A 22,509-nucleotide genomic window follows, 5' to 3' on the forward strand; every position below is an offset into this window, starting at 1 on the left:
TGTCCCATCGTCCGGCTCGCTCCTGTGACGACGCTGAGATCTCACGCCGGCGTGTCCGGGCACACGCCGCCGCCGTCAGCCGTGGCCCGGCTCGGGCCTACTTCTCGTCGGGGGCGTAGATGCGCACCCAGTCCACCTCGTAGGTGGCAGGCTGCATGTCGCCGCCGAAGAAGTTGTCGAGCTGGATCGTCAGGTGCCCGCCGGGCATGGCCTGGATGTCGCGGCGACCGTCGCGCGCACCGTCGGAGAAGCTGAACCACTCCTCACCGTCGATGAAGCCCTTGATGTGGTCCGGGGTCCACTCGACGGCGACGTTGTGCCACTCCGAGAGGGGCTCGCCGCAGTCGGCCTCCCGGACGAACTCCTGCTGGATCGCGCCGCGGCCGTGCGGGTAGTGGATGAACGCCTCGGCACACTGCTCACCGGGCGCGCCGTTCTCCAGGAAGTCGTACTCGCCGTCCTCCGGCCAGCGGTCGGACTGCGGCCAGATGATCAGCAGCGGGTGGTACTGCCTGCCGTTGTCGGGGCCCGTCCCCTCGGACCGGACGCGGGCCTCCCAGCGGCCGTACTGCTGATCGAACCGGGACGCGATCCAGGCCGAGTCACCGTTGGCCAGTCCGGTCTGGACGAGCTTCTCACCGTCGACCGTGGAGCGACTGGCACAGCGGCCGCCGTTGCCGTCGTGCCCGGCCCAGCACTCGCCGGCGTGGTTCCACTTCTCCGGGTCCGGCGGACCCTCGTACCGGAACTCGTCGGACGCCGGCAACGGCGCCCCCCAGCCGTAGCGCTCGGCCGCGGTGGGCGCCCCGGGCCTCGGGGCGCTCTGGTCGGCAGGCAGGGCGGACGGGTCGGGCCGCTCGTCGGCGGGTTCGGCGGACGGGTCCTCGCCCGGCTGGTCACCCGGCTCCGTCGCCGGGTCCAGGGCTGGCTGGTCGCCCGGCGCGGTCGCCGGGTCCTCGGCCGGCTGGTCCCCCGGCGCGGTCGCCGGGTCGCCCGGGGGCTCGTCGGCCGGGTCAGCCGGGTCGGCCGGGTCAGCTGGGCCAGGCCGGTCGGCCGGGTCCTTCTGGTCGGCCGGACCAGGCAGGTCGGCCGGGTCTCCCGGATCCGTCGAGCCGGCCGGATCGCCCGGGCCGTCCGGGGCAGTCGGACCAGGCCGATCGGTCGGATCTCCTGGGGTGGCTGAGCCGGCCGAATCGCCCGGATCTGCCGGATCAGGCAGACCCGCCGGATTCGCCGGGCCGGCCGGGGCTCCCGAGTCACCCGGGCCCGCCGAGCCGGCCGGACCAGCCGGGTCGCCCGGACCGCCCCGGTCAGCCGGGTCGGTCGGGCCAGTCGGATCAGCCGGGTCAGCCGGGTCAGCCGGGCCCGTCGAGCCGGCCGGATCGACCGGATCAGCCCGGTCGGCCGGGGGCACCGGATCGGCGAGGTCAGCGGCGTGACCGGCGTCAGCGAGGGCAGCGGCGTCAGCGAGGTCGTCCGAGCCAGCCGCGTCAGCCGGCGTCGGAACCAGCTCTGCCGTGCCGGCGGACACGCCGGGTGCCGACGTTGCGGCCCCCGCCGTCCCACCGGACAGCACGAGGCCCCCACCGGTGAAAGCGAGGACGCTCGCCGTGACGATCGCCGTCGTGCCGATCACTGTGCGTCGTGCCAGTCCGCGCCTCATGGCTCCGATCCGCTCCCGTCCGTGTCCGGCTTGTCCGATATTTCGGACGTTAAGCGCGCCCCGTGCACGACGACCATGCGAGCCACTCGACAGTGGGATGACCCCACCCGGTCGAGCGTCCCTCGGCACGGGTGCCGATCCCCGGTGCGCTACTTCCTCGCCGCGCAGCGCGCGACGCCCGGGAATCCAGGGACCGCAGTGCCGGAAGAGGCGCGCGTGGGGCCCCACAGCCGGGTGCGGGGTGCGGCGCGGGGCCTGGTCAGGCCGGGGGGCGCGCCGGGGCGGGGAGGGTCTCCGGAGCACGCCACCACACGACCACCGCGGCCAGCGAGAGCGCTCCGGTCACGGCGAAGGCGGGGCCGTAGCCGAGGCCCTCCGCCAGCAGTCCGGCGACCAGCGGGCCGGTGATCGTGCCGAGATCGGCCGCCATCTGGAACCCGGCCAGCACGGACCCGCCCCGTCCTCGCGCGCCGATCACGTCCGCCACGGCGGCGTTCAGCGGCGGGTTCACCAGACCGCTGCCCAGGCCGGCCACGAGCGACAGCGCCAGGAACAGCCACGGCGAGGCGGCATAGCCGAGCACCGCGGTGGCGGCGCCCGACACGGCGAGGCCGGCGATCAGCGGCGGGCGCCGCCCCGACCGGTCGGCGATCCGCCCGGCCAGCGGGAGGGTGGCTGCGTTCCCGACGGCGAACACCGACAGCGCGATGCCGCCGAACGCGTCGTCGCGGCCCAGCGCCTCGACCACCACCAGCGGCACCAGCGCGATCCGGACGCCGAACACCGCCCAGCCGTTCGCGAAGTTCCCGATCAGCGCCGCCCGGTAGGCACGGGTTCGCACGGCGTCCCGGAACCGGGTGCGCGGCGGGGCCTCGCCGTCGTCGGCCGGCTCCGGCGGTCGCCGCAGCATCCGCCCGCCCACCACGAGGACCAGCACCAGCAGCCCGGCGTAGATCAGGAACGGGGCCCGGATGTCGATCACCGCGAGGCTTCCGCCGAGCAGCGGGCCCGCGATGTTGCCGAGCAGGAAGCCGGTGGCCCACAGGCTGGTCGCCCGCCCCCGCTGGTGCGGTGCGGCGAGCCGGACCAGCAACGACACGGCCGAGATCGTGAACATCGTCGAGCCGACGCCCGCGACCAGCCGTAACGCGATCAGCTGCCAGTACGCCGTCGCGAAGGCCAGCCCGGCCGTGGTCAGCGCGACCACCGCCAGCCCCCAGACGAACACCGGCAGCTCGCCGAACCGGCCCACCACCGACCCGGACATCGGCGCGAACACCAGCCGGGAGAACGCGAACACGCTGACCACCGCGGACGCGGCGGTGATCCCGACGTCGAACGACCGGGCGAACGCCGGCAGCACCGGTGCGATGAGCCCGAACCCGATGGCGATCGCGAACGCGGACCCGACCAGGACGTAGATCTCCCGGGGCAGCCGCTCCGCACCACCGGGGCGCGGGCGCCGACCGGGCACACCGGAGACGCGGCCGTCCTGCTCGACCACGTGTCCTCCCTCGTCCGAAACCCGGCCGACCTCGTCCGGAACCCGACCGACGACCGTACGCGTGGACTGCGAACCCGCCGCCCTCCGGTACCGCGGGGTCCGGGAGGGTGGTCGGCGTGGATCGCGAGGACACCGCGTGGCTGGACCGGCTCGCCGGACCCGAGGGGACCGCGCTGCTGGACCGGCTGGCCAGCACCGACCGCTCCGGCTCCGCGGCCCTGCGGCTCGGCACCGCGCTGCGCCGCGAGCACGACGCCGGGCTGGTCGCCGACGCGATGGCCCTCGCCGAGCTGCGCGACCGGGCGGCGGCGAAGTTCACCCGGCCCGAGCGCATGTGGTTCACCCGCGACGGGCTGGAACAGGCGTCGTCCGAGGTGATCGCGCGGCACCGCGCGGCCCGCTACGACGGCCGTGGCCCGCTCGCCGACCTGTGCTGCGGGATCGGGGGCGACCTGCTCGCGCTGGCGGCCGGGCACGAGGTCACCGGGGTGGACCTCGACCCGGTGCACCTGTGGATGGCGGAACGCAACGTCGCCGTGCACGGTGGCCGGGCCCGGACGGTTCGCACCGACGTCCGGAGCGCCGACCTCTCCGGCCTCGACGGCGTCTTCGTCGACCCGGCGCGGCGCACGTCCGGCGGACGGATGCGGACGGGGGACTCCGAGCCGCCGCTGGACTGGTGCCTGGACCTGACCCGCCGGGTCGACGCCGTCGGGATCAAGGCGGCCCCCGGGATCGACCACGCCACCGTCCCCGCGGACTGGGAGATCGAGTTCCTGGCGCTGGGCCGCGAGCTGAAGGAGGCGGCCGTCTGGTCGCCCGCGCTGGCGACCGCGCGGACCCGGGCCACCGTGCTCGACACGGACGGGACCGCCCACGCCCTGGCCGGCTCGCCCGACCCGGCCGACGGCGACACCGGGATCCCGATCACCGCGCCCGGCGGCTGGCTGCTCGACCCGAACGGGGCCGTCACCCGCGCCGGGCTGGTGTCGGAGCTGGCCCGGCGCACCGGGACCGCCAGGATCGATCCGCGCATCGCGTTCCTGACCGGCGACGACGAGCCGGAACCGACACCGTTCGCCCGGGTCCTGCGCGTGATCGACTCACGGCCGTGGGACCAGAAGCGGCTGCCCCGGCTGCTGCGTGACCTCGACGTCGGCGCGGTGGACGTGCGCCGCCGCGGCCTCGCCGGGGACGTGGACGCACTCGTCCGCAAGCTGCGGGGGCGCGGGTCGCGGCGGGCGACCGTCGTCATGACCCGGGTCGACGACCGGCCGTGGGGCCTGGTCTGCACGGACCCGGAGCGCCCCGGCCCGGCTACCCCCGCCCGGGGAAGTGGATGAACTCCAGCGCGATCCCGTCCGGGTCGCGGAACTCCAGCGTCGCGTAGTCGGTCGGGTCCGTCCGGTCGGCGACACCGTCGTGCGACACCGACAGCATGTCCAGCCAGGCCGCCCACCGGTCCAGCGTGGCGCGGTCGGCGACACCGAACGCCAGGTGGTCCAGCGCGCCGCGCACCGGGCCGCCGTCGCCGTCGACCGGCGTGTGCAACTCGATCATGACGCCGGTGGCCGAGTCGAGGAGCAGGGCCGCCTTCTCCGGGTCGCCGCGCGAGCCGGAACCCGCGCGGACACCGCCGTCGGCGTCGTGGTGCGGGAAGGTCATCGGTAGCCGCTGCAATCCGAGCACCCGCTGGTACCAGGTCGCGCTGGACTCCACGTCGGTGACGATCGCCGACACATGGTGGAACCCGGTGACGGCCGGCCGTTCGATGCCCGTGCCCATCGGCATCCGCCCCCTCCTCCGGCCGTCGCTCTGCGCGACACAGTCAACAGACCGGCCCGGTGCGGTGTCCAACCGGCAGGGACCGGCCTCCATGATCGTCGGTGCGGACCTGCGCCGTCACGGCCCCCTCCGTGCCCGGTGTGATCGCCGCGCCGAGCGCACCCAGCAGACCGAGCGCGGCGGTGTTGGCCGCGGTCGTGCGAGCGACGAGCGGTGTGCCGGGCGCGATCACCGACTCGTCGTCGAGGACCAGCCGGACGGCGGCGGTGCCCGCCCCGCGCCCGCGAGCGCCCCGGGCGAGCCAGATCCCGATCTCGGACGCGCCGCCGACCGGTTCCAGGCGCAGGGCCCCGGCGGCGCAGCCGTCCACCCGGATCACCCAGGTGCGTTCCACCGGATCGGCCGCGAGCGCGCGCGCCCGGTGGAACGCGAGGAACCCGGTGCGCAGCTCGTCGTCCCACGTCGCGCCGGGTGGGCAGGGCATCACCTCCGCCGGAGCAGTACCGGCGACCGCCGCCTCGAGCAGGTCGGCGAGCCCGCGCTCGTCCAGCGGGCGGATCCGTACGTCCACGCCGGTCAGCCTGGCCCCGGAGCGGTCGCGGCGCGAGCGGATTGCCGGAACCCGCCGGGCGTGCCACCGTCGCCCGGTGAGCGCGAGTCTCGAGATCCCCGAGTCGATGCGGTGCAGTGTGCTGCGGGCCGCCGGTGAGCTGGAGGTCCAGCAGCGGGCGGTGCCCCGGCCGGGGCCACGGGAGGTGCTCGTGCGGGTCGGCGCGGTCGGCACCTGCGGCTCGGACGTGCACTACTACCGGCACGGCCGGATCGGGGGCTTCGTGGTGCGTGAGCCACTGGTGCTCGGGCACGAGCCGTCGGGCCGGATCGTGGCGGTCGGCCCGGGGGTGGACGCCGGCCGGATCGGGCAGCGGGTCTCCCTCGAGCCGGGCGTCCCCTGCCGGCGCTGCCGCCACTGCCACGCGGGGTCCTACAACCTGTGTCCGGACATCGTCTTCTTCGCGACTCCGCCGGTGGACGGCGCGTTCGCCGAGTACGTCACGATCGCCGACGACTTCGCGCACCCGGTGCCCGAGCACGTCTCCGACGACGCCGCCGCGCTGCTCGAGCCGCTGTCGGTGGCGATCTGGGCGCACCACAAAGCCGGGACCGGGATCGGGTCCCGGGTGCTGGTCGCCGGCGCCGGGCCGATCGGGCTGCTGGTAGCGCAGGTCGCGGCGGTACAGGGGGCGGCCGAGATCCTGGTGAGCGACCCGGACCCGGCCCGCCGCGAGCTGGCCCGGACGTTCGGGGCGACGGCGGTGCTGGACCCGGCGGCCGACGCAGCACCGGAGGTGGACGCGTTCGTGGACTGCTCCGGCGCTCCGCCCGCGGTGCTCGCCGGGCTGCGCGCCGTCCGCCCCGGTGGCACCGTCGTGCTGGTCGGGATGGGCGCCGACGAGATGACCCTGCCGGTGGCCGCGCTGCAGTCCCGCGAGATCGTCCTGACCGGCACCTTCCGCTACGCCAACACCTGGCCCACCGCGGTCCGCCTCGCCGCCTCCGGTGCCGTCGACCTCGACCGGCTCGTCACCGGACACGTCGATCTCGAGCACGTCGGCGATGCCCTCTCCCCCGACCCCGCCCAGGTCAAGGTCATGGTCCGGCCGTGACCTCGCGGCTCCTGCCCGCAGCGCCCGGGTGGGAGCGGCGGGCCGCCGGGCTGGTGCGCTGCGCGCCTGCCGGGCCGGCCGGGAACCGGCTGGTCACCGTCGACGGGTTCTCCGGGGCCGGTAAGTCGACGCGTGCCCGCGAGCTGGCCGGGGCCCTGGACGCGCCGCTGCTGGAGATCGAGGACCTGTGCCCGGGCTGGGACGGGCTGGTGCGCGCACCCGAGCTGGCCCGGCGCGGGATCGGCGGCCCGCTGGCTGTCGGCGAGCCCCTGCGCTGGACGTCCTGGGACTGGGAGCACGCCCGGCCCGGTCCGGTCCGTACCCAGCAGCCCGCCGACGTCGTCGTGCTGGAGGGGTGCGGCTCCGGTGCCGCGGCACTGGCGCCGGTGACGTCGCTGGCGATCTGGGTGGACGTCCCCGCGGACGTCCGTGAGGCGCGGCTGCGTGCCCGGGACGACTGGCCGATCTACGCGCCGTACCGCGAGTCGTGGCGCCGCGCCGAGGAGTCGCTCGCCGCGGCGGGCGGCAGCCGGGCTCGGGCCGCCGTCGTGCTGGTGGAGCCGTAGACACACGTCCGCGGCCCGGCACCACCCCCCAGTGGATGCCGGACCGCGGCGCGCGGCGTGGCCGGGTTCCCCCGCCCGGCCGTGGTCGTCAGACCCTGGCCCGCCGGACGACCAGGAACCCGCCGACGAGGGCCACCGCCGCAAGAATCAGCGGGTAGCCGGCCATCAGCATCGGGACGGGCGTCTCGACGAAGAACCGGCCGAACGCGGGCCAGGCGTTCTGCCAGGTCAGGGTGAACACGATCGTGCCCAGAACGAGGGTCAGCCCGATCATGACCGTCCACACCCCGAACTGCCCCCACCGGCGGAAGACCGCGCCGATGGCGAGGAACGCCAGGCCGATCGTCAGCAGCGGCACCCAGTAGGTGAGGACCTGCAGCAGCGGGTTCTGCACCGGCATGAACGTGAACGAGAAGAACTCCATGCCGATCCCCCAGCCGCCGGTGAACCGTTCGATCCCGAGCAGCGCGGTCAGCACGATCGCGTGCAGCAGGGTCTCGATCGCCAGCAGCAGCGAGACACCGGCGTAGAAGTGCCGCCGGGTGATGCCGAGACTGAGTGCGAACGGCATGACCTGGGTCATCGCGATCAGGTAGGTCGAGCCCACGATGAAGAACAGCGCGGACAACGCCCCGGTGGTGCCGGCGCCCGCGTCGTCGACGTTGACCCGGATCGCCCACCAGATCGCGAAGTTCACCGCGAAGATCGCGGCCAGGATCAGCCAGGGCCCGCCCACCCGGCCACGGACGTCGACCATGTTCATCCGCAGCACGGCGGCCACCCGGCTGCCGGTGGTGGCGGGCTGCTCGATCGCGGAGGTGGTGGTGGTCATGACAGGACCTCCCGGTCGAGGCGTGCTCCGGAGTTCAGCTGGGTGGTGCGGACGACGAGCTGCTGCAGCGAGACCCGCTCGAACTGCAGGTTCGGCTCCCGGGGCTCCGGCTCGGCGCCGGACAGGGTGACCCGCAGGAACCCGCCGAGCTGCTCACGGTGCAGCTCGACGTGCCCGCGGGCGAACCGCTCCACGGAGTCGACCGGACCGGTGACGGTGACGGCGCGGCCCCGCAGCTCGTCGGCCTCGGCGTCGATCAGCACCCGGCCCTGGTCGATCAGCACGACGTGCTCGATCAGGTCGGACACCTCGTCGATCAGGTGGGTGGACAGGACGACGGTGCGCGGGTGCGCCGTGTAGTCGGCGAGCAGCCGGTCGTAGAACAGCTGCCGCGCGACGGCGTCGAGGCCCAGGTAGGGCTCGTCGAAGAAGGTCAGCGGCGCGCGCGACGCGAGCCCGATGACCACGCCGACCGCGGACTGCTGGCCGCGGGAGAGCTTGTTGCAGGGCCGCTTGAGCGGCAGCCCGAAATCGGTGACGAGCTCGGCGGCGAACGCCTGGTCCCAGTGCGGGTAGACGGTCGCGGCGGCGCGCAGCGCGTGGGCGACCTTGTAGCCGTCCGGGTACTTCAGCGACTCGCGGATGAAGCAGGTGCGGGCGAGCACCCGGGCGTTCTCGTAGGGCTGCTCGCCGAAGATCTCGGCACGGCCCGCGGTGGGGAAGTTCTGCGCGGTCAGGATCTGCATCGCGGTCGTCTTGCCGGCGCCGTTACGGCCGAGCAGCCCGTGGATGCGGTTCTCCTCCAGCGTGAAACTCACACCGTCGAGCGCGGTCACGTCACCGTAGCGCTTCGTGACGCCGTGCATGGCGACCGTGCTCATGATTCGTCCCCCCAGACATCGATCATCTTCTTGAGCTGCTCCGGATCGAGCCCGAGCTTGCGGGCCTCGGTGACCAGCGGCGCGATGTACTGCCGGGCGAAGTCCTCGCGCCGGCTCTCCAGCAGGCGGGTACGCGCACCGTCGGCGACGAACATCCCGATCCCCCGTCTCTTGTAGAGGACACCCTCGCTGACCAGCTGGTTCAGTCCCTTGGCCGCCGTCGCCGGGTTGATCCGGTGGAAGGCGGCCAGCTCGTTGCTGGACGGGACCTGGGTCTCCTCGGGGTAGGTCCCGTCCACCACAGCGGAGGCGATCTCCTCCGCGATCTGCACGAACAGCGGGCGGCCGTCGTCGATCACGGCGACCTCGCAGTGCAGTAGTGCGGTGGTTCATTACTCATGTAACGAACCATAGAGGTACGCCGGTCCATCGTCCAGTGGGGCTTCTATTTTCGTCTGTACTTATATAAGCTGTGTTCGTGCACGCGTTCGATGTCCTGGGCGATCCCGTCCGGAGGCGGATCCTCGAGCTCCTGGCCGGTGGCGAACACACCGCGGGCCAGGTCACCGAGGTCATCCGGGCCGAGTTCGGGATCTCCCAACCCGCCGTCTCCCAGCAGCTCAAGGTGCTGCGGGAGAACGGTTTCGCCACCGTCCGCGCGGAGGGGACCCGGCGCATCTACGCCGTCGACCCCTCCGGTGCGGACGACGCCGAGGAGTGGCTGTCCCGGTTGCGCGGCTTCTGGTCCCAGCGGCTCGACGCACTCGGCACCGAACTCGCCCGTGGTCGCCGTACCCGATCTTCCGAGGAGTCCTGATGACGAACCCGACAGCACCTTCGACGGCCGGCGCCGTCGTCCACGGCCCGGACGGCCGCCGGCGGCTGACGTTCCGCCGCGACCTGCCGGACCCGGTCGACGACGTGTGGTCGGCGATCACCGACCCGGACCGCTGCGCCCGCTGGTTCGGACGCTGGACCGGGGACGCGCGCCCCGGCGGCACCGTCGCACTGAGCCTGACCAGCGACGAGGACGGCGGCGGCCCGCCGGCACCGACGCGGATCGTCGTGTGCGAGCCGCCGCACCGGCTGGCCGTGGAGATCACCGAGGAGGCCGGGGACCCGTGGGAGCTCACGGTCGCGCTCAGCCCGGCCGGCACCGGAACCGTGCTGGAGTTCGAGCAGGTACTGCCTGACGGGTTCTCCCCGGCCGACGCCGGACCGGGCTGGCACTGGTACCTCGACCGGCTCGCCGCCGTGCTGTCGGGCGGACCGATGCCGGACTGGGAGGAGACCCTCGCCGCGACCGCGCCGCTGTACCCGCGCTGATGGTTGTGGTCCGGTGAGCCCGCCGGCCAGTGATCACCGATCCGGAAGGAGGCCGGCCATCCGTGGCCGGATCCGTTCCGAATCGGTGATCACCCGCTAGCGCGCACGTCACGCACCGTCCGACCGTTCCGAATTTCGCTGCCCACCGAAACGTTCGGGCCCTAGCGTCGGCGCCGTGACAGGAACGGGTGCGCGGGTCGCGGCGGCGGCCGGAGTGACGGTGCTGGCGTGGGCGTCGGCGTTCGTGGCGATCCGGGCGATCGGCCCCGAGTTCGGTGCGGGCGCGCTGGCGCTCGGCCGGCTGGTCGTCGGCGGGGTCGCGCTGACGGTCGCACTGCTGGTGAGCCGCAGCTGGGTGCGGCCGACCCCGCGGGAGTGGTTGCTGCTCGCGGTCTGCGGCCTCAGCTGGTTCACGATCTACAACGTCGCGCTGAACGCCGCCGAGGAACGGCTCGACGCCGGGACCGCGGCGATGCTGGTCAACATCGGCCCGCTGCTGATCGCCCTGTCCGCCGGAGTCGTACTGCGGGAGGGCTTCCCGCGCCCGCTGCTGGCCGGGGCCGTGATCGGGTTCTCCGGTGCGGTACTGATCGGGTTCTCGACGTCCGGGCCGGGCACCGCCGACGGGCTCACCGGTGCGCTGCTGTGCGTGCTCGCCGCCGTCACCTGGACGATCGGGGTGCTCGCCCAGAAGCCCGTGCTGCGCAGGCTGCCCGCCCTGCAGGTCACCCAGATCGCCTGCCTCGTCGGCGCGGCCGGCGCGCTGCCGTGGTCCGGTGACCTGGTCACCGCGCTCGGCACCGCATCCGGTCCGGCCCTCGCCGGGCTGGTGTACCTCGGGCTGGTGCCGACCGCGCTGGCGTTCGGCACCTGGGCCTACGCGCTGTCCCGGACCGACGCCGGACGCCTCGGCGTCACCACGTACCTGGTCCCGACGCTGGTCGTGTTGATGGCCTGGCCGGTGCTCGGCGAGCTTCCGCCACCACTGGCGCTGCTGGGCGGGCTGCTCGCGCTGGCCGGCGTGGCGCTGTCCCGCTACCGCGGCAGGCGGCCGGTGACGGCCGGACCGGAGTCCCGCGAGGCCCCCGGCGCCCAGGACAGCACGGGGCCCGTGGCCGAGGTGCCCATGGCAGAGGTGCCCGTGGAGCGCGACCCGGACACCCAGGCTGGTGCAGAACGCTCCGGCGCGCAGCCGGGCCCGGGCGGACAGCGATGAGCGGCGGCTCGCCACCACCGGCCGGGCCGATCGATCCGTCGGCTCTCGCGGAGCGGGCAGCCTTGCTGGCCGACCGGACGCGGGCGGCGTTCTGCCTCGCGCTGATCGACGGCCGCGCCTGGACCGCCGGGGAGCTGGCACGGCACGCCGGGGTCGCCCCGTCGACGGCGTCGGCGCACCTCGACCGGTTGGTGGCGGCCGGACTGCTGGTCACCGAGCGGCAGGGACGGCACCGCTACCTGCGGTTGGCCGGGCCGGACGTCGCGCACACGGTGGAGACCCTCGCCGGCGAGACCCGTCCTGCTCCGTGCCCGCCGACACTGCGGGCGTCCCGCGTGGCCGGGCGGCTCGCCACGGCCCGCACCTGTTACGACCACCTGGCCGGGGCGCTCGGCGTCGCGCTGTTCGACGGGCTCGTCGCCGACGGCCTCCTCGAGACCGAGGACGGCCTCGCCCTCACCTCGGCCGGGCGCGGCTGGTTCGTCTCGCTCGCCGGGCCGGACGCGCTGCCGCGAACCCCGCGCCCGGTGGTGCGGGCCTGCCTGGACTGGACCGAACGGCGCCACCACCTGGCCGGGACCGCGGGCGCGGCGCTGTGCCGGGCGCTGTTCGCACAGGGCTGGGTCGCGCGGGGCCAGGACCGGCGGTCGGTGCGGATCACCGACACCGGCCGGGCCGCGCTCCCCCGCCGGCTGACTATCTCCCTGCCCGCCTGAACCCCGTGCGAGGTCGCACACCTTCCGGGGACCTCGCACCTCCAGCCGCTGGAGGTGGAGACGACGTGTGCGACGTCTGGTGGCGCGGGCGACGGGAGCGATGCTCTCCGATCGGATCAGTTGGAGCACGAGCAGTGCTCTCGTCTGTGGGCAGTGGTCTACCGTGCTGCGGGTGAACGCCTCCCGCACCGCCCGTGAACGCGCCCGGACCGAGCTCGTCGCCGAGATCACCGCGGCCGCACGCCGCCAACTGGCCGAGACCGGCGCCGCCGCGCTGTCCATGCGGGCGGTCTCGCGGGAGATCGGGATGGTCTCCTCGGCGCTGCACCGCTACTTCCCCACCCGCGACGACCTGCTCACCGCCCTGATCGTGCAGAGCTACGACGCGCTCGCCGACGCCGTCACAGCGGCCGCGGACGGTGCAGCCGGCCCTGCGAGCAGTGCAGCCGAACCCACAGGCGGTGCAGCCGGGCCCGCGGGCAATGCAGCCGAACCCGCGGGCAGCGCAGCCGGCCCCGCGGGTGGTGCAGCCGAACCCGCCGACCCCGGGCAGCGCTGGCGGGCGATCGCCCGCGCCGTCCGCACCTGGGCGCTGGCGAACCCGCACGAGTACGCCCTGATCTACGGCTCCCCCGTCCCCGGCTACCGGGCCCCCACCCACACGGTCCCGGCCGCCGCCCGCGTGCTCGCCCCACTGGCCCGGCTGCTCGCCGACGCCCACGCCGCCGGCACGCTGCAGACCGACGCCGACGCCGACGCCGGCACCGACACGAGCATCGCCCCCGTCCTGGCCGAGGACGCCGCGCGGCTGCGGGACGCGCTCGGGACCCCGGACCTGCCGGATGCCGCCCTGCTCGCCGCCGTCACCGCGTGGACGGGCCTGTTCGGGCACGTCTCGTTCGAGCTGTTCGGCCAGTTCGAGAACGTGCTGGAGCACCGCGACGCCGTGTTCGAGGGCACCGTCGACCGGCTGGGCCGCCTCGCCGGGCTGGTCCGCTGACCCTCAGGAACCCGGCCGGATCCGCTCCACCAGCGCCGCCCAGCGCTCCCGCCAGGGCGCGAACCGGCCCTGCTCCACCCGCACCACCAGGGCGAGCGCCGCCACCGCGACCAGGATCGCCAGCAGCACGTCGCCGAACGGGCCCAGGCCGCCGCGCCCGGTGCCCAGCGACGCCGCGGCCGTGCCGACCGGCGGCAGCCAGGAGCTCGTCCCGGTCACCACGAGGAAGGTCAGCGCGGCGACCAGCGCCACGCCCTGGCTGCGGAACAGCGGCCGCGCGAACACCGACCCCACCGCGGCGCCGGTGATCCCGCAGGCCAGGTGGGCGAGCAGGCCGTCGAGCAGGCCACCGGTCGTCGCCGTGCCCCACGCCGCAACCACCCCCCACACGACGGCGACCATCCCGAGCGCCGCGATCCCGGCCGTCGCGGCCAGCAGCACCCCCGCGGCGACCGGCAGCGGGCCGCCCGCCGCGGCCAGCGTGACGGTGCGGGCCGTGTCGTCCTCGGTCTCGGCGACCGCGTGCGCCAGCCAGGCGCCGACCGGGTAGAGCAGCAGCGCGCTGGCGGCCCACGGCTCCGGCAGCGGCCCGGGGTCCCCGCCGAACAGGATCGCGAGGAAGCCGACGTACAGCACCGCCGGCGCGACGAACCGCTCCGACCGCGCGACGTCCTCGCCCAGCAGCATCGCCACCGCGACCGCCGATCGCGCCCACCTCACGGCAGCGGCTCCTCGAAGCGGTGCGGGCCCGAGCGCTGCGTCGGCCGGCTCGCCTCCTGCCCGGGGCGCACCGGGCGCACCGAGCGGACCGCGCACCCGGCGGCGATCGCGGCGCCCAGCCAGGCGTCGCTCTCCGGGGCGGGCACCCGCACGGTGAACCGTCCGGGTGCGGCGCCCTCGACCCGGGCAGGCGGCAGGACCCGCTCCAGCAGCGGCCGGGGGTCCCCCGCGCAGGCCATGTCGATCCGCATCATCGCGCCGGGCGGGGGCGCCGCGGGCAGCGGAACCGACTCGGGGTCGGACGCGGTGGCGAGCCGGCCCCGGCGCAGCCGGTGCACCCGCGCGCCGGGCAGGTCGAGGGCCGTGCCCGTGTGGTCGGTGACCAGGGTGGCGCCGGTCCGGTCCGCGAGCAGGCCGGTGAGCGCGTCGGCGGCGTCGTCGTCCAGGCCGGACCAGGGTTCGTCGAGGACCAGCAGGCCCGGGTCGCAGGCCATCGCCTGCACCAGGCCGATCTTCTGCGCGTTGCCCTTCGAGAGCTCGGCCATCGGCTCGTCGTCGTCACCGGCATAACCGAGCGCCTCGAGCAACGCGTCCGCACGGTCGGCGACGACGTCCGGATCGAGCCTGCGGACCCGCGCCAGGTGGTCGAGCCAGCGCCGCGGCGGCAGCCGCAATCTCGCCGGGAAGCGGTCGGGCAGATAGCCGACGACCGCCGGCCGGTCCTCGACCACACCTTCAGTGGGTGTCTCGGCGCCCGCGGCGATCCGCAGCAGGGTGGACTTCCCGGCCCCGTTGCCGCCGCGCAGCACGGTCGGGACGCCCCCGTCGACGTCGAGGTCGACGCCCTGCAACGCGACCGCCCCGGACGCGTAGGCGTGGTGAATGCCGACGAGGCGCACGACCACCTCCACCTGTCCGACCGCACCTCTGACGACCGCCAGGTTCGCACAGCGCCACGACCGGGCGACCGGGCGGCAGCACACCGGCACGCCCCGTGGTGGGACCGGCACGCAGTGGTTTCATGATCACTGCGTGGTCCGGGCGGGCTCAGCGCTGGGAGCTGGGGTCCGTTCGCGGCATGTCCTTCTCCTGGACGCCGCCCCGCGCCCGGCGCTGCCTGAGCTTCCGCCAGACCAGCCAGGCCACGACCAGGATCCCGACCACGAGGACGACCTTGCTGATCGGCGACATGTACTCCTCGATGACCTCCCAGCGCTCGCCCAGCGCGAAACCGAGGTACACGAAGATCGCGTTCCAGACGCCGCTGCCGAGTGCCGAGAGCGCCGTGAACCGCAGCAACGGCATCCCGGCGATCCCGGCGGGGATCGAGATCAGGCTGCGGACGATCGGGATGCAGCGCCCGCCGAGCACGAACCAGTTGCCGTACTTGCCGAAGAGGTCGAGGCCCTTCTCCAGGTCCTTCTGGCTGGAGATGACGAACCACCGGTTCCCGGCGAGCGCGTGCAGCCGCTCGAAGCCCAGCCAGGCCCCCAGCGCGTAGAGCACGAGCGCTCCCGCGACGGCGCCCATCGTCGCCGCCGCCCAGACGCCGATCGGGTCCATCGCGCCGGTCGAGGCACGGAATCCGCCCAGCGGGAGGATGACCTCCGACGGGATCGGCGGGACGACGTTCTCGAGGAAGATCAGTAATCCGATCCCCGCCGCCCCGAGCCGGTCCACGATGTCGAACACCCACTGCGTCACACCCTCCATGGTGCACGTGACGCCGATCGGCCGTCCGGTCGGTCCCGCGGCGAAGCGCGGCCCCACGACGAGCAGCCCCGCCGGCCAGGGTGCCGGCGGGGCTCTCGACGGGGCGGGGTCAGGCGGCGGCGGTGGCCGTCTCGCCCTTGGCCGCACGGTCCCGCAGGCTCTGCGGGACGTCGAACCGCTCCCCGTACTTGCCCTTCAGCTCGTCCGCGCGGGCGACGAAGCCGGCCGGACCACCGGGGTAGCCCTCGATGTACTGCAGCACGCCGCCGGTCCAGGCCGGGAAACCGATGCCGAAGATCGAGCCGATGTTGGCGTCGGCGACGGTCTCCAGCACGCCCTCGTCGACGCAGCGCACCGTCTCGATCGACTCGATGATCAGCATGCGCTCGGAGAGCTCGTGCAGGTCGACCTCGTGGTTCGTCGCCCCGAACTGCTCGCGCAGCCCCGGCCACAGGCCGGTCCGCTTGCCGTCGGCGTAGGAGTAGAACCCGGCGCCCGAGCTCTTCCCCTTGCGGTCGAACTCGTCGACCATCCGGTCGATCACGGCGTCCGACGGGTGCGGGGTCCAGGTGCCACCGGCGGCCTCGACGCCCTTGCGGGTCTCCTCGCGGATCTTGCGCGGCAGCGTCAGGGTCAGCTCGTCCATCAGCTGCAGCACCGGAGCCGGGTAGCCGGCCTGCGAGGACGCCTGCTCGATCGTCTGCGGGTCGATGCCCTCGGCGATCATCGCGACGCCCTCGTTGATGAAGGTGCCGATCACCCGGCTGGTGAAGAACCCGCGGGAGTCGTTGACGACGATCGGGGTCTTCCTGATCCCCAGGGTCAGGTCGAACGCCTTGGCCAGCGCCGCGTCGTTCGTCCGCTCACCCTTGATGATCTCGACCAGCGGCATCTTGTCCACCGGCGAGAAGAAGTGCAGGCCGATGAAGTCGTCCGGCCGGTCGATGCCCCTGGCGAGCTCGGTGATCGGCAGCGTCGAGGTGTTCGAGCAGAGCAGCGCGTCGGCGTCGATGTACTTCGCCGCCTCCCGGAACACCTCCTGCTTGAGCTCGACGGACTCGAAGACGGCCTCGATGACGACGTCGCAGCCTGCGAGATCGGCGTAGTCGTCGGTCGGGGTGATCCGGCCCAGCAGCGCGTCGCCCTTGTCCTGGGTGACCTTGCCGCGGGAGACGCCCTTCTCGACCAGGCCCTGCGAGTAGGCCTTGCCCTTGTCGGCGGCCTCGCGGGAGACGTCCTTGAGCACGACCTCCCAGCCGGACTGGGCGCAGACGTAGGCGATGCCGGCGCCCATCATCCCCGCGCCGAGCACCGCGACCTTGCTCGGCGCCCACTTCTCGGGGCCGTCCGGGCGGGACTTGCCACCGTTGATCGCGTTGAGGTCGAAGAAGAACGCCTTGGTCATGTTCTTCGAGACCTGGCCGGTGACCAGCTCGGCGAAGTAGCGACCCTCGATCCGCAGCGCGGTGTCGAAGTCGACCTGCGAGCCCTCGACGGCCGCGGCGAGGATGTTGCGCGGCGCGGGCATCGGCGCACCCTTGATCTGCTTGCGCAGGTTCGCCGGGAACGCGGGCAGGATCGAGGCCAGCGACGGGCTCGACGGGGTGCCGCCGGGGATCTTGTACTTCGGCTTGTCCCAGGGCTGGGCGGCCTCCGGATTGGCCTTCACCCACTCCTTGGCCTTCGACAGCACCTCCTCGGGCGTCGAGGCCAGCTCGTCGATGATCCCGACCTCGAGCGCCTTGGCCGGCTTGTGCCGCTGGCCCTGCGCGAGGACGTTCATGAACCCGTTCGCGATGCCCAGCATCCGGACGACCCGGGTGACGCCGCCGCCGCCGGGCAGCAGGCCCAGGGTCACCTCGGGCAGGCCGTAGACGACGCCCTTGGCGTCGATACCGATCCGGTGGTGACAGGCCAGACCGATCTCGAGCCCGCCGCCCAGCGCGGTGCCCGCCATCGCGGCCACCACGGGCTTGCCGAGGGTCTCCAGCCTGCGCAGCTGGGCCTTGACCTCGGTGACGTTCTCGAACACCTGCGGGGCGTCGTCCGGCCCGGCGGCCGAGAGCTGCTGCAGGTCGCCACCGGCGAAGAAGGTCTTCTTGGCCGAGGTGATGACCACGCCGGCGATGTCGTCCTTCGCGGCGACGAGCTCGTCGACGACCTCACCCATGGCCGCCTTGTAGCGGTCGTTCATCGTGTTGGCGCTGCGGCCCGGATCGTCGAGGGTGACGATCGCGATCCCGTCCGCACCCTTCTCCCAGCGGACGGCCTTCTGCTCACTCACTGTGTGTTTCCTTCCGAAGTCCGGGAGAGAGGCTCAGACCCGCTCGACGATGGTGGCGATGCCCATGCCGCCACCGACGCACAGCGTGGCGAGGCCACGGCGCAGGTCGCGACGCTCGAGCTCGTCGACCAGCGTGCCGAGGATCATCGCGCCGGTCGCGCCCAGCGGGTGGCCCATCGCGATGGCACCGCCGTTGACGTTGGTCTGCTCCGGCGAGATGCCCATGTCACGCATGTAGCGCAGGGCCACCGCGGCGAACGCCTCGTTGATCTCGAACAGGTCGATGTCGTCGACGGTCAGGCCGGCCTTGGCCAGTGCCTTGCGCGACGCCGGCGCCGGGCCGGTGAGCATGATCGTCGGGTCGGCGCCGGAGAGCGCGGTGGACACGATCCGGGCGCGCGGGGTGAGCCCGTTTGCCGTGCCGGCGGCCTCGGTACCGATCAGGGTCAGCGCGGCACCGTCGACGATGCCGGACGAGTTGCCGGCGTGGTGCACGTGGTCGATCTTCTCGACCCAGTGGTACTGCTGCAGCGCGACGGCGTCGAACCCGCCGTCACGGCCCATCATCTCGAACGACGGCTTGAGCCCGCCGAGGGTCTCGACGGTCGCGCCGGCCCGGATGTGCTCGTCACGGTCGAGGATCGTCAGGCCGTTGCGGTCGACGACCGGGACGACGGAGTTCGCGAACCGGCCGTCGGCCCACGCCTTGGCGGCACGGGTCTGGGACTCGACGGCGAAGGCGTCGACGTCGGTCCGGGAGAAGCCCTCCAGGGTGGCGATCAGGTCGGCGCCGATGCCCTGGGGCACGAAGCCCGTCTCGTAGGCGGTGTCCGGGTCCATCGCCCAGGCGCCGCCGTCGGAGCCCATCGGCACCCGGCTCATCGCCTCGACGCCGCCGGCGATCACCATCTCCTCCATGCCGGAGCGGACCTTCTGGGTGGCGGTGTTGACCGCCTCCAGACCGGACGCGCAGAACCGGTTGAGCTGCACACCCGCGACGGTGTCCGGCAGCCCGGCGGCGATGGCGGCGGTCTTGGCGATGTCGCCGCCCTGGTCGCCGATCGGGGAGACGACGCCGAGCACCAGATCGTCGACGACGGCCGGGTCCAGCTCGGGGTTGCGCTTGCGCAGCTCGTCGATCAGGCCGACGACCAGCGAGATCGGCTTGACCTCGTGCAGCGAACCGGAGGCCTTGCCCCGGCCGCGTGGCGTGCGGATCGCATCGTAGATGTAGGCCTCGGGAATCTCGCTCATCCGAACCTCTCGTGGGGTGGTCGGGCGCTGTGGTCACGAGCGCGCGGCGCGGCTGTGCGCCACCTACTTGCTGGTAGCTTTGTTACAGCAGTGCTGTCACATGGGTCAAGACGCTCGACCGAGTATTCGACAGCAGCAATGTCACATCAACACTGTCACGTTCGTGGCTCGGCCCGTACTGTGCTCGCCATGTCCGCCGCGCCGACCGAGACCGACGCCCTGCTGACCGTCGACCAGCTCGCCGACCGGACCGGCGTCTCGGTGCGCACCATCCGGTTCTACGCCGGCAAGGGCCTGATCCCCGCGCCACGGCTGCGCGGCCGCACCGGCCTCTACGACGCGGGCCACCGCGCCCGCCTGGAGCTGATCAGCGAGCTGACCGCGCTGGGCTTCACCCTCGCCGCCATCGAGAAGCACCTGGCCCGGCTGCCGCACGACGCCGGGCCGGAGGAGCTCGCCCTGCAGCGGGCACTGCTCACCCCGTGGTTGCCCGAGGACGGTGAGGAGCTGTCCCGCGACGACCTCGACCGGCGCGCGGGCCGGCGCCTGTCCGACGACGACGTCGGCGCCCTGGAGCATCTCGGCGCCCTGATCCTGCACGACGACGGGACCGTCCGGGTCCGCGGTGCGACCGCGCTGGCCTCGGCGCTGCAGACACTGGACTCGGGACTGCCGCCGGAGCTCTGGAGACGCTCGCACGCGCTGATCGAGAAGCACATGTCCGCGCTGGCCGAGGACCTCATGGCGCTGTTCCAGGACGAGGTGCTGCAGCCCTACCGGGACCGTGGCCGCCCGGCCGAGGAGCGGACCAGGCTCGCCGCGGCGCTCTCCCGGCTCAAGCCGATCACCGTGCAGGGCGTGGTCGCGACGTTCGGCCGGGCGGTGAACCGGACCATCCGCGACCGGGTGGGTGGAAGCTCCCAGAACGGGTGATCACCGGCGATGTCGCCGTAACATCACGCCATGTCGGCCTTCGAGTTCCCGATGCGGGTCCCCTACCACGAGGTGGACGCGCAGGGCGTCGTGTTCAACGCCTGGTACCTCGCCTGGTTCGACGAGGCGATGACCGAGTTCCTGGAGTCGCGCAGCCTGACCTACCGGGCGATGCTCGACGCCGGCTACGACGTCCAGCTCGTGCGCGCCGAGCTCGACTGGCACGCCGGCGTCGGCTGGGGCGAGGACGTGGTGGTCGCGGTCTCCACCGCCCGGATCGGCCGGACCGGCTTCGCGCTGGACTTCCAGGTCCGCGCGCTCGACGACGCCGGCAACCGGATCGTCACCTGCGACTGCCGCAACGGCTACCTGGTGGTGGCCGCCGACGGCGGCGGCGAGCGGGAGGTCCCGCCGCTGATCCGGAACGCTCTGACGCCCGTGGACGGATTCCGCGGTCCTGACCCCGAGAGCCCCTCACGAGGCGCGGATGCGCCCCCGTACCTCGCCGAGTGAGAAGCGGCCGCCGTCCGCGGCCGGGGCGGTCGCGGTGATCAGGACCTCGTCGCCGTCCTCCAGCCACGAGCGGTGCCCGCCCCCGTTCAGCGCGACCGGGTCGCGCCCGTTCCAGGACAGTTCCAGCAGCGAGCCGAACTGGTCGCGCTCCGGCCCCGAGATCGTCCCGGAGCCGAGCAGGTCACCGGCGCGGAGCCCGGCCCCGTTCGACGTCAGGTGGGCCACCAGCTGCTCGGGCGACCAGTACAGGTCCGCGGCAGGCGGGGTCGCGACCCGCTCGGCGTTGACGTGCACGGCGAGGTCCAGGTCCAGGCCGTGCGCGGGCGCGCTCGGGGTCAGGTAGGGCAGCGGCTCCGGGTCGTGTGCGGGCACCGGGACGCGGGCCGCGGCCAGCTCGCCGATCGGCGTCACCCAGGCCGAGATCGACGTCGCGAACGACTTGCCCAGGTGCGGGCCGAGCGGGCGGGTCTCGAAACCCTGCACGTCGCGGGCCGACCAGTCGTTGAGCAGCACGACGCCGAAGACGTGGTCCGCCGCGTCGTCCACCGACACCGGGCCGGGCACCGGGCCGCCGAGCACGTAACCGAGCTCGGCCTCCAGGTCGAGCCGGCGGGTCGGGCCGAAGTCCCCGGCCGCCCGCTGCCCGCACGGCCGGTCGACCGGGCTCCCGCTGACCCGCACCGTGCCGGCCCGGCCGTGGTAGCCGACGGGCAGGTGACGCCAGTTCGGGGTGAGCGGCTCGGCGTCCGGACGGAAGATCAGTCCGGCGTTGCGGGCGTGCTGCTCGCAGGCGTAGAAGTCGACGTAGTCGGCGACGGTGAAGGGCAGCACCGGGGCCAGTCCCTCGGCGGGGAGACGGTGCGCGAACGCCCGCTCGTGGTCCACCCGCCAGCTCGCCAGCCACTCGCAGACCTCACGCCAGACCGAGGCGCCCGCGTCGAGCAGCCGGTCCAGGTTGGGCGCGGTCAGCAGGTCGGGATACGGGCCGCGCTGCGCGGTGGCGAGCGAGCCGACGTCGAGCACGCCACCGTCGGGCAGCGGGCAGGCGATCCGGGAGCCGCCCGGACGCCCGGCTCAGGCAACGGCACCGAGCGCGAGTCCGGGGGGCGGGCTGGACGGTGCGTTCGGGGTCGTCACGGTCCCCGACCGTACCCGCGATGCGGTGCCGCACGGCCACGCACACGCCCGTCACCACCTCGTCCGGCGGTGCGTTCCCGTCCACCCGGGACGGTTCCGGGAACCAGCGACGGGTACGGGACGTTCGTCCGGATGTGCCCGGTTCGTCCGGACCGGGCGTGACTCCCCGACCCCAGGAGGGCCCCACAGATGGGTCTGCTCGACAAGCTCAAGGAACGCCTCACCGGAGGCACCCAGGCCCCGCGACAGCAGCAGCACCCCGGATCCGGCAGCGAGCCGCAGCAGCCGCAGGACCCGGACCAGCAGGCGATCGAGCGCTACCGCTACATGCTCCGCACCGCCCCGCCGGAGCAGGTGGAACAGGCGCACGCCGAGGCGTTCGCCAAGCTCACCCCGGAGCAGCGGCAGAAGGTGCTGACCGACGTCAGCGCGCAGGTGCCCGAGTCCGAGCGCGCGACCTCGACCGACCCGCAGGACATGGCCCGGATGGCGACCCGGGCCGAGATGCGCAACCCGGGGACGATGGAGCGATCGCTGGGCGGCGGACGCGGTCCGGGCATGGGCGGCATGATCGCCGGGTCGTTGCTGGCCGGTGTCGCCGGCGCGTTCATCGGCACCGCGATCGCCGACGCGATGTTCGACGACACCGGTGACGCCGGCGGCGAGGACGTCGCCGCGGCCGAGGAGCCCCCGGCCGAGGACCCCGGGTTCGACGACGGAGGGTTCGACGACGGCGGCGGCTTCGACTTCTGAGCCGGCCGGCACCTCCCGACGGGTGGAACGCCGCGGGCGGTGTCCGCGG

24 protein-coding genes are annotated in these 22,509 nt (G+C 73.7%); 11 read left to right on the top strand and 13 right to left on the bottom strand.

What is annotated here, in order from left to right:
- Positions 1 to 97: 97 nt before the first annotated feature.
- Positions 98 to 766: a glycoside hydrolase family 16 protein gene (locus JOF36_RS33720; protein WP_210034778.1), complete on the bottom strand. Its 669-nt coding sequence runs from the start codon at positions 764 to 766 to the stop codon at positions 98 to 100.
- A 1,156-nt stretch (positions 767 to 1,922) separates the two neighbouring features.
- On the bottom strand, positions 1,923 to 3,167 hold the full coding sequence (locus JOF36_RS33725) for an MFS transporter (RefSeq protein WP_307862720.1): 1,245 nt from the start codon (positions 3,165 to 3,167) through the stop codon (positions 1,923 to 1,925).
- 116 nt (positions 3,168 to 3,283) lie between these two features.
- On the opposite strand from JOF36_RS33725, the gene JOF36_RS41175 reads away from it, so the two are divergent.
- Complete coding sequence (locus tag JOF36_RS41175; RefSeq protein ID WP_210034780.1) at positions 3,284 to 4,510, top strand: class I SAM-dependent methyltransferase; 1,227 nt, start codon at positions 3,284 to 3,286, stop codon at positions 4,508 to 4,510.
- On the opposite strand, the gene JOF36_RS33735 is transcribed toward JOF36_RS41175, so the two are convergent.
- Positions 4,485 to 4,958: a VOC family protein gene (locus JOF36_RS33735; RefSeq protein WP_210034782.1), complete on the bottom strand. Its 474-nt coding sequence runs from the start codon at positions 4,956 to 4,958 to the stop codon at positions 4,485 to 4,487. The two genes, JOF36_RS41175 and JOF36_RS33735, sit on opposite strands and share 26 nt — an antisense overlap.
- Before the next feature lie 37 nt (positions 4,959 to 4,995).
- On the bottom strand, positions 4,996 to 5,523 hold the full coding sequence (locus tag JOF36_RS33740) for a GNAT family N-acetyltransferase (protein WP_210034783.1): 528 nt from the start codon (positions 5,521 to 5,523) through the stop codon (positions 4,996 to 4,998).
- Positions 5,524 to 5,599: 76 nt separating this feature from the next.
- On the opposite strand from JOF36_RS33740, the gene JOF36_RS33745 reads away from it, so the two are divergent.
- Together JOF36_RS33745 and JOF36_RS33750 are read left to right on the top strand one after the other, a co-directional pair.
- Positions 5,600 to 6,616, top strand: coding sequence for an NAD(P)-dependent alcohol dehydrogenase (locus tag JOF36_RS33745; RefSeq protein WP_307862721.1), 1,017 nt, complete (start codon positions 5,600 to 5,602; stop codon positions 6,614 to 6,616).
- The gene (locus JOF36_RS33750) at positions 6,613 to 7,182 is read left to right on the top strand and encodes a nucleoside/nucleotide kinase family protein (RefSeq protein ID WP_210034784.1); all 570 of its coding nucleotides are present in this window, start codon (positions 6,613 to 6,615) and stop codon (positions 7,180 to 7,182) included. The genes JOF36_RS33745 and JOF36_RS33750 overlap by 4 nt, the downstream gene beginning before the upstream one ends.
- Positions 7,183 to 7,270: 88 nt before the next feature.
- Here JOF36_RS33750 and JOF36_RS33755 read toward each other — a convergent pair whose 3' ends face one another.
- Genes JOF36_RS33755 through JOF36_RS33765 form a run of 3 tightly spaced genes read right to left on the bottom strand, consistent with a single transcriptional unit; the run spans position 7,271 to position 9,251 of the window.
- On the bottom strand, positions 7,271 to 8,014 hold the full coding sequence (locus JOF36_RS33755) for a hypothetical protein (protein WP_210034786.1): 744 nt from the start codon (positions 8,012 to 8,014) through the stop codon (positions 7,271 to 7,273).
- On the bottom strand, positions 8,011 to 8,895 hold the full coding sequence (locus JOF36_RS33760; protein ID WP_210034788.1) for an ABC transporter ATP-binding protein: 885 nt from the start codon (positions 8,893 to 8,895) through the stop codon (positions 8,011 to 8,013). Before JOF36_RS33760 ends, JOF36_RS33755 begins: the two co-directional genes overlap by 4 nt.
- The gene (locus JOF36_RS33765; RefSeq protein WP_210036424.1) at positions 8,892 to 9,251 is read right to left on the bottom strand and encodes a GntR family transcriptional regulator; all 360 of its coding nucleotides are present in this window, start codon (positions 9,249 to 9,251) and stop codon (positions 8,892 to 8,894) included. Before JOF36_RS33765 ends, JOF36_RS33760 begins: the two co-directional genes overlap by 4 nt.
- Before the next feature lie 122 nt (positions 9,252 to 9,373).
- On the opposite strand from JOF36_RS33765, the gene JOF36_RS33770 reads away from it, so the two are divergent.
- The 5 genes from JOF36_RS33770 to JOF36_RS33790 all read left to right on the top strand — a co-directional run bounded on the left by JOF36_RS33770 (position 9,374) and on the right by JOF36_RS33790 (position 13,153).
- Positions 9,374 to 9,712: an ArsR/SmtB family transcription factor gene (locus tag JOF36_RS33770; RefSeq protein ID WP_210034789.1), complete on the top strand. Its 339-nt coding sequence runs from the start codon at positions 9,374 to 9,376 to the stop codon at positions 9,710 to 9,712.
- Positions 9,712 to 10,221, top strand: a complete 510-nt coding sequence (locus JOF36_RS33775) for an SRPBCC family protein (protein ID WP_210034791.1) — start codon at positions 9,712 to 9,714, stop codon at positions 10,219 to 10,221. The genes JOF36_RS33770 and JOF36_RS33775 overlap by 1 nt, the downstream gene beginning before the upstream one ends.
- 175 nt (positions 10,222 to 10,396) lie before the next feature.
- Entirely contained in the window at positions 10,397 to 11,437 is a 1,041-nt protein-coding gene (locus tag JOF36_RS33780) for a DMT family transporter (RefSeq protein WP_210034793.1), read from the top strand.
- Positions 11,434 to 12,153 (top strand): ArsR/SmtB family transcription factor, encoded by a 720-nt coding sequence (locus tag JOF36_RS33785; protein ID WP_210034795.1) that lies wholly within the window; start codon positions 11,434 to 11,436, stop codon positions 12,151 to 12,153. The genes JOF36_RS33780 and JOF36_RS33785 overlap by 4 nt, the downstream gene beginning before the upstream one ends.
- Positions 12,154 to 12,325: 172 nt before the next feature.
- Complete coding sequence (locus JOF36_RS33790) at positions 12,326 to 13,153, top strand: TetR/AcrR family transcriptional regulator (protein WP_210034797.1); 828 nt, start codon at positions 12,326 to 12,328, stop codon at positions 13,151 to 13,153.
- Positions 13,154 to 13,156: 3 nt separating this feature from the next.
- Here the strand turns inward: JOF36_RS33790 and JOF36_RS33795 are convergent, their stop codons facing one another.
- The 5 genes from JOF36_RS33795 to JOF36_RS33815 form a co-directional block, all read right to left on the bottom strand.
- Entirely contained in the window at positions 13,157 to 13,873 is a 717-nt protein-coding gene (locus JOF36_RS33795; RefSeq protein ID WP_210034799.1) for a hypothetical protein, read from the bottom strand.
- A complete protein-coding gene (locus tag JOF36_RS33800) occupies positions 13,870 to 14,784 on the bottom strand; it encodes an ATP-binding cassette domain-containing protein (protein ID WP_307862722.1) in 915 nt (304 codons plus the stop codon). The genes JOF36_RS33795 and JOF36_RS33800 overlap by 4 nt, the downstream gene beginning before the upstream one ends.
- 136 nt (positions 14,785 to 14,920) lie before the next feature.
- Positions 14,921 to 15,577, bottom strand: a complete 657-nt coding sequence (locus JOF36_RS33805) for a DedA family protein (protein WP_307862723.1) — start codon at positions 15,575 to 15,577, stop codon at positions 14,921 to 14,923.
- A gap of 118 nt (positions 15,578 to 15,695) precedes the next feature.
- Entirely contained in the window at positions 15,696 to 17,870 is a 2,175-nt protein-coding gene (locus tag JOF36_RS33810; RefSeq protein ID WP_210034801.1) for a 3-hydroxyacyl-CoA dehydrogenase NAD-binding domain-containing protein, read from the bottom strand.
- 33 nt (positions 17,871 to 17,903) lie between these two features.
- Positions 17,904 to 19,124, bottom strand: a complete 1,221-nt coding sequence (locus JOF36_RS33815) for an acetyl-CoA C-acetyltransferase (RefSeq protein WP_210034803.1) — start codon at positions 19,122 to 19,124, stop codon at positions 17,904 to 17,906.
- A gap of 189 nt (positions 19,125 to 19,313) precedes the next feature.
- Here JOF36_RS33815 and JOF36_RS33820 point away from each other — a divergent pair, with 189 nt between their 5' ends.
- Together JOF36_RS33820 and JOF36_RS33825 are read left to right on the top strand one after the other, a co-directional pair.
- Complete coding sequence (locus JOF36_RS33820) at positions 19,314 to 20,057, top strand: MerR family transcriptional regulator (RefSeq protein ID WP_210034806.1); 744 nt, start codon at positions 19,314 to 19,316, stop codon at positions 20,055 to 20,057.
- Positions 20,058 to 20,087: 30 nt separating this feature from the next.
- On the top strand, positions 20,088 to 20,570 hold the full coding sequence (locus JOF36_RS33825; RefSeq protein WP_210034808.1) for an acyl-CoA thioesterase: 483 nt from the start codon (positions 20,088 to 20,090) through the stop codon (positions 20,568 to 20,570).
- On the opposite strand, the gene JOF36_RS33830 is transcribed toward JOF36_RS33825, so the two are convergent.
- Positions 20,532 to 21,593 (bottom strand): fumarylacetoacetate hydrolase family protein, encoded by a 1,062-nt coding sequence (locus tag JOF36_RS33830; protein WP_307862724.1) that lies wholly within the window; start codon positions 21,591 to 21,593, stop codon positions 20,532 to 20,534. The two genes, JOF36_RS33825 and JOF36_RS33830, sit on opposite strands and share 39 nt — an antisense overlap.
- Before the next feature lie 303 nt (positions 21,594 to 21,896).
- Between JOF36_RS33830 and JOF36_RS33835 the strand changes: the two genes are divergently transcribed.
- Positions 21,897 to 22,460 carry a hypothetical protein gene (locus JOF36_RS33835; RefSeq protein ID WP_210034810.1) on the top strand — a complete coding sequence of 188 codons (564 nt, stop codon included), beginning with the start codon at positions 21,897 to 21,899 and terminating at the stop codon, positions 22,458 to 22,460.
- Positions 22,461 to 22,509: the final 49 nt, after the last annotated feature.

It is taken from the genome of Pseudonocardia parietis, assembly GCF_017876315.1.
Taxonomy (GTDB): domain Bacteria; phylum Actinomycetota; class Actinomycetes; order Mycobacteriales; family Pseudonocardiaceae; genus Pseudonocardia; species Pseudonocardia parietis.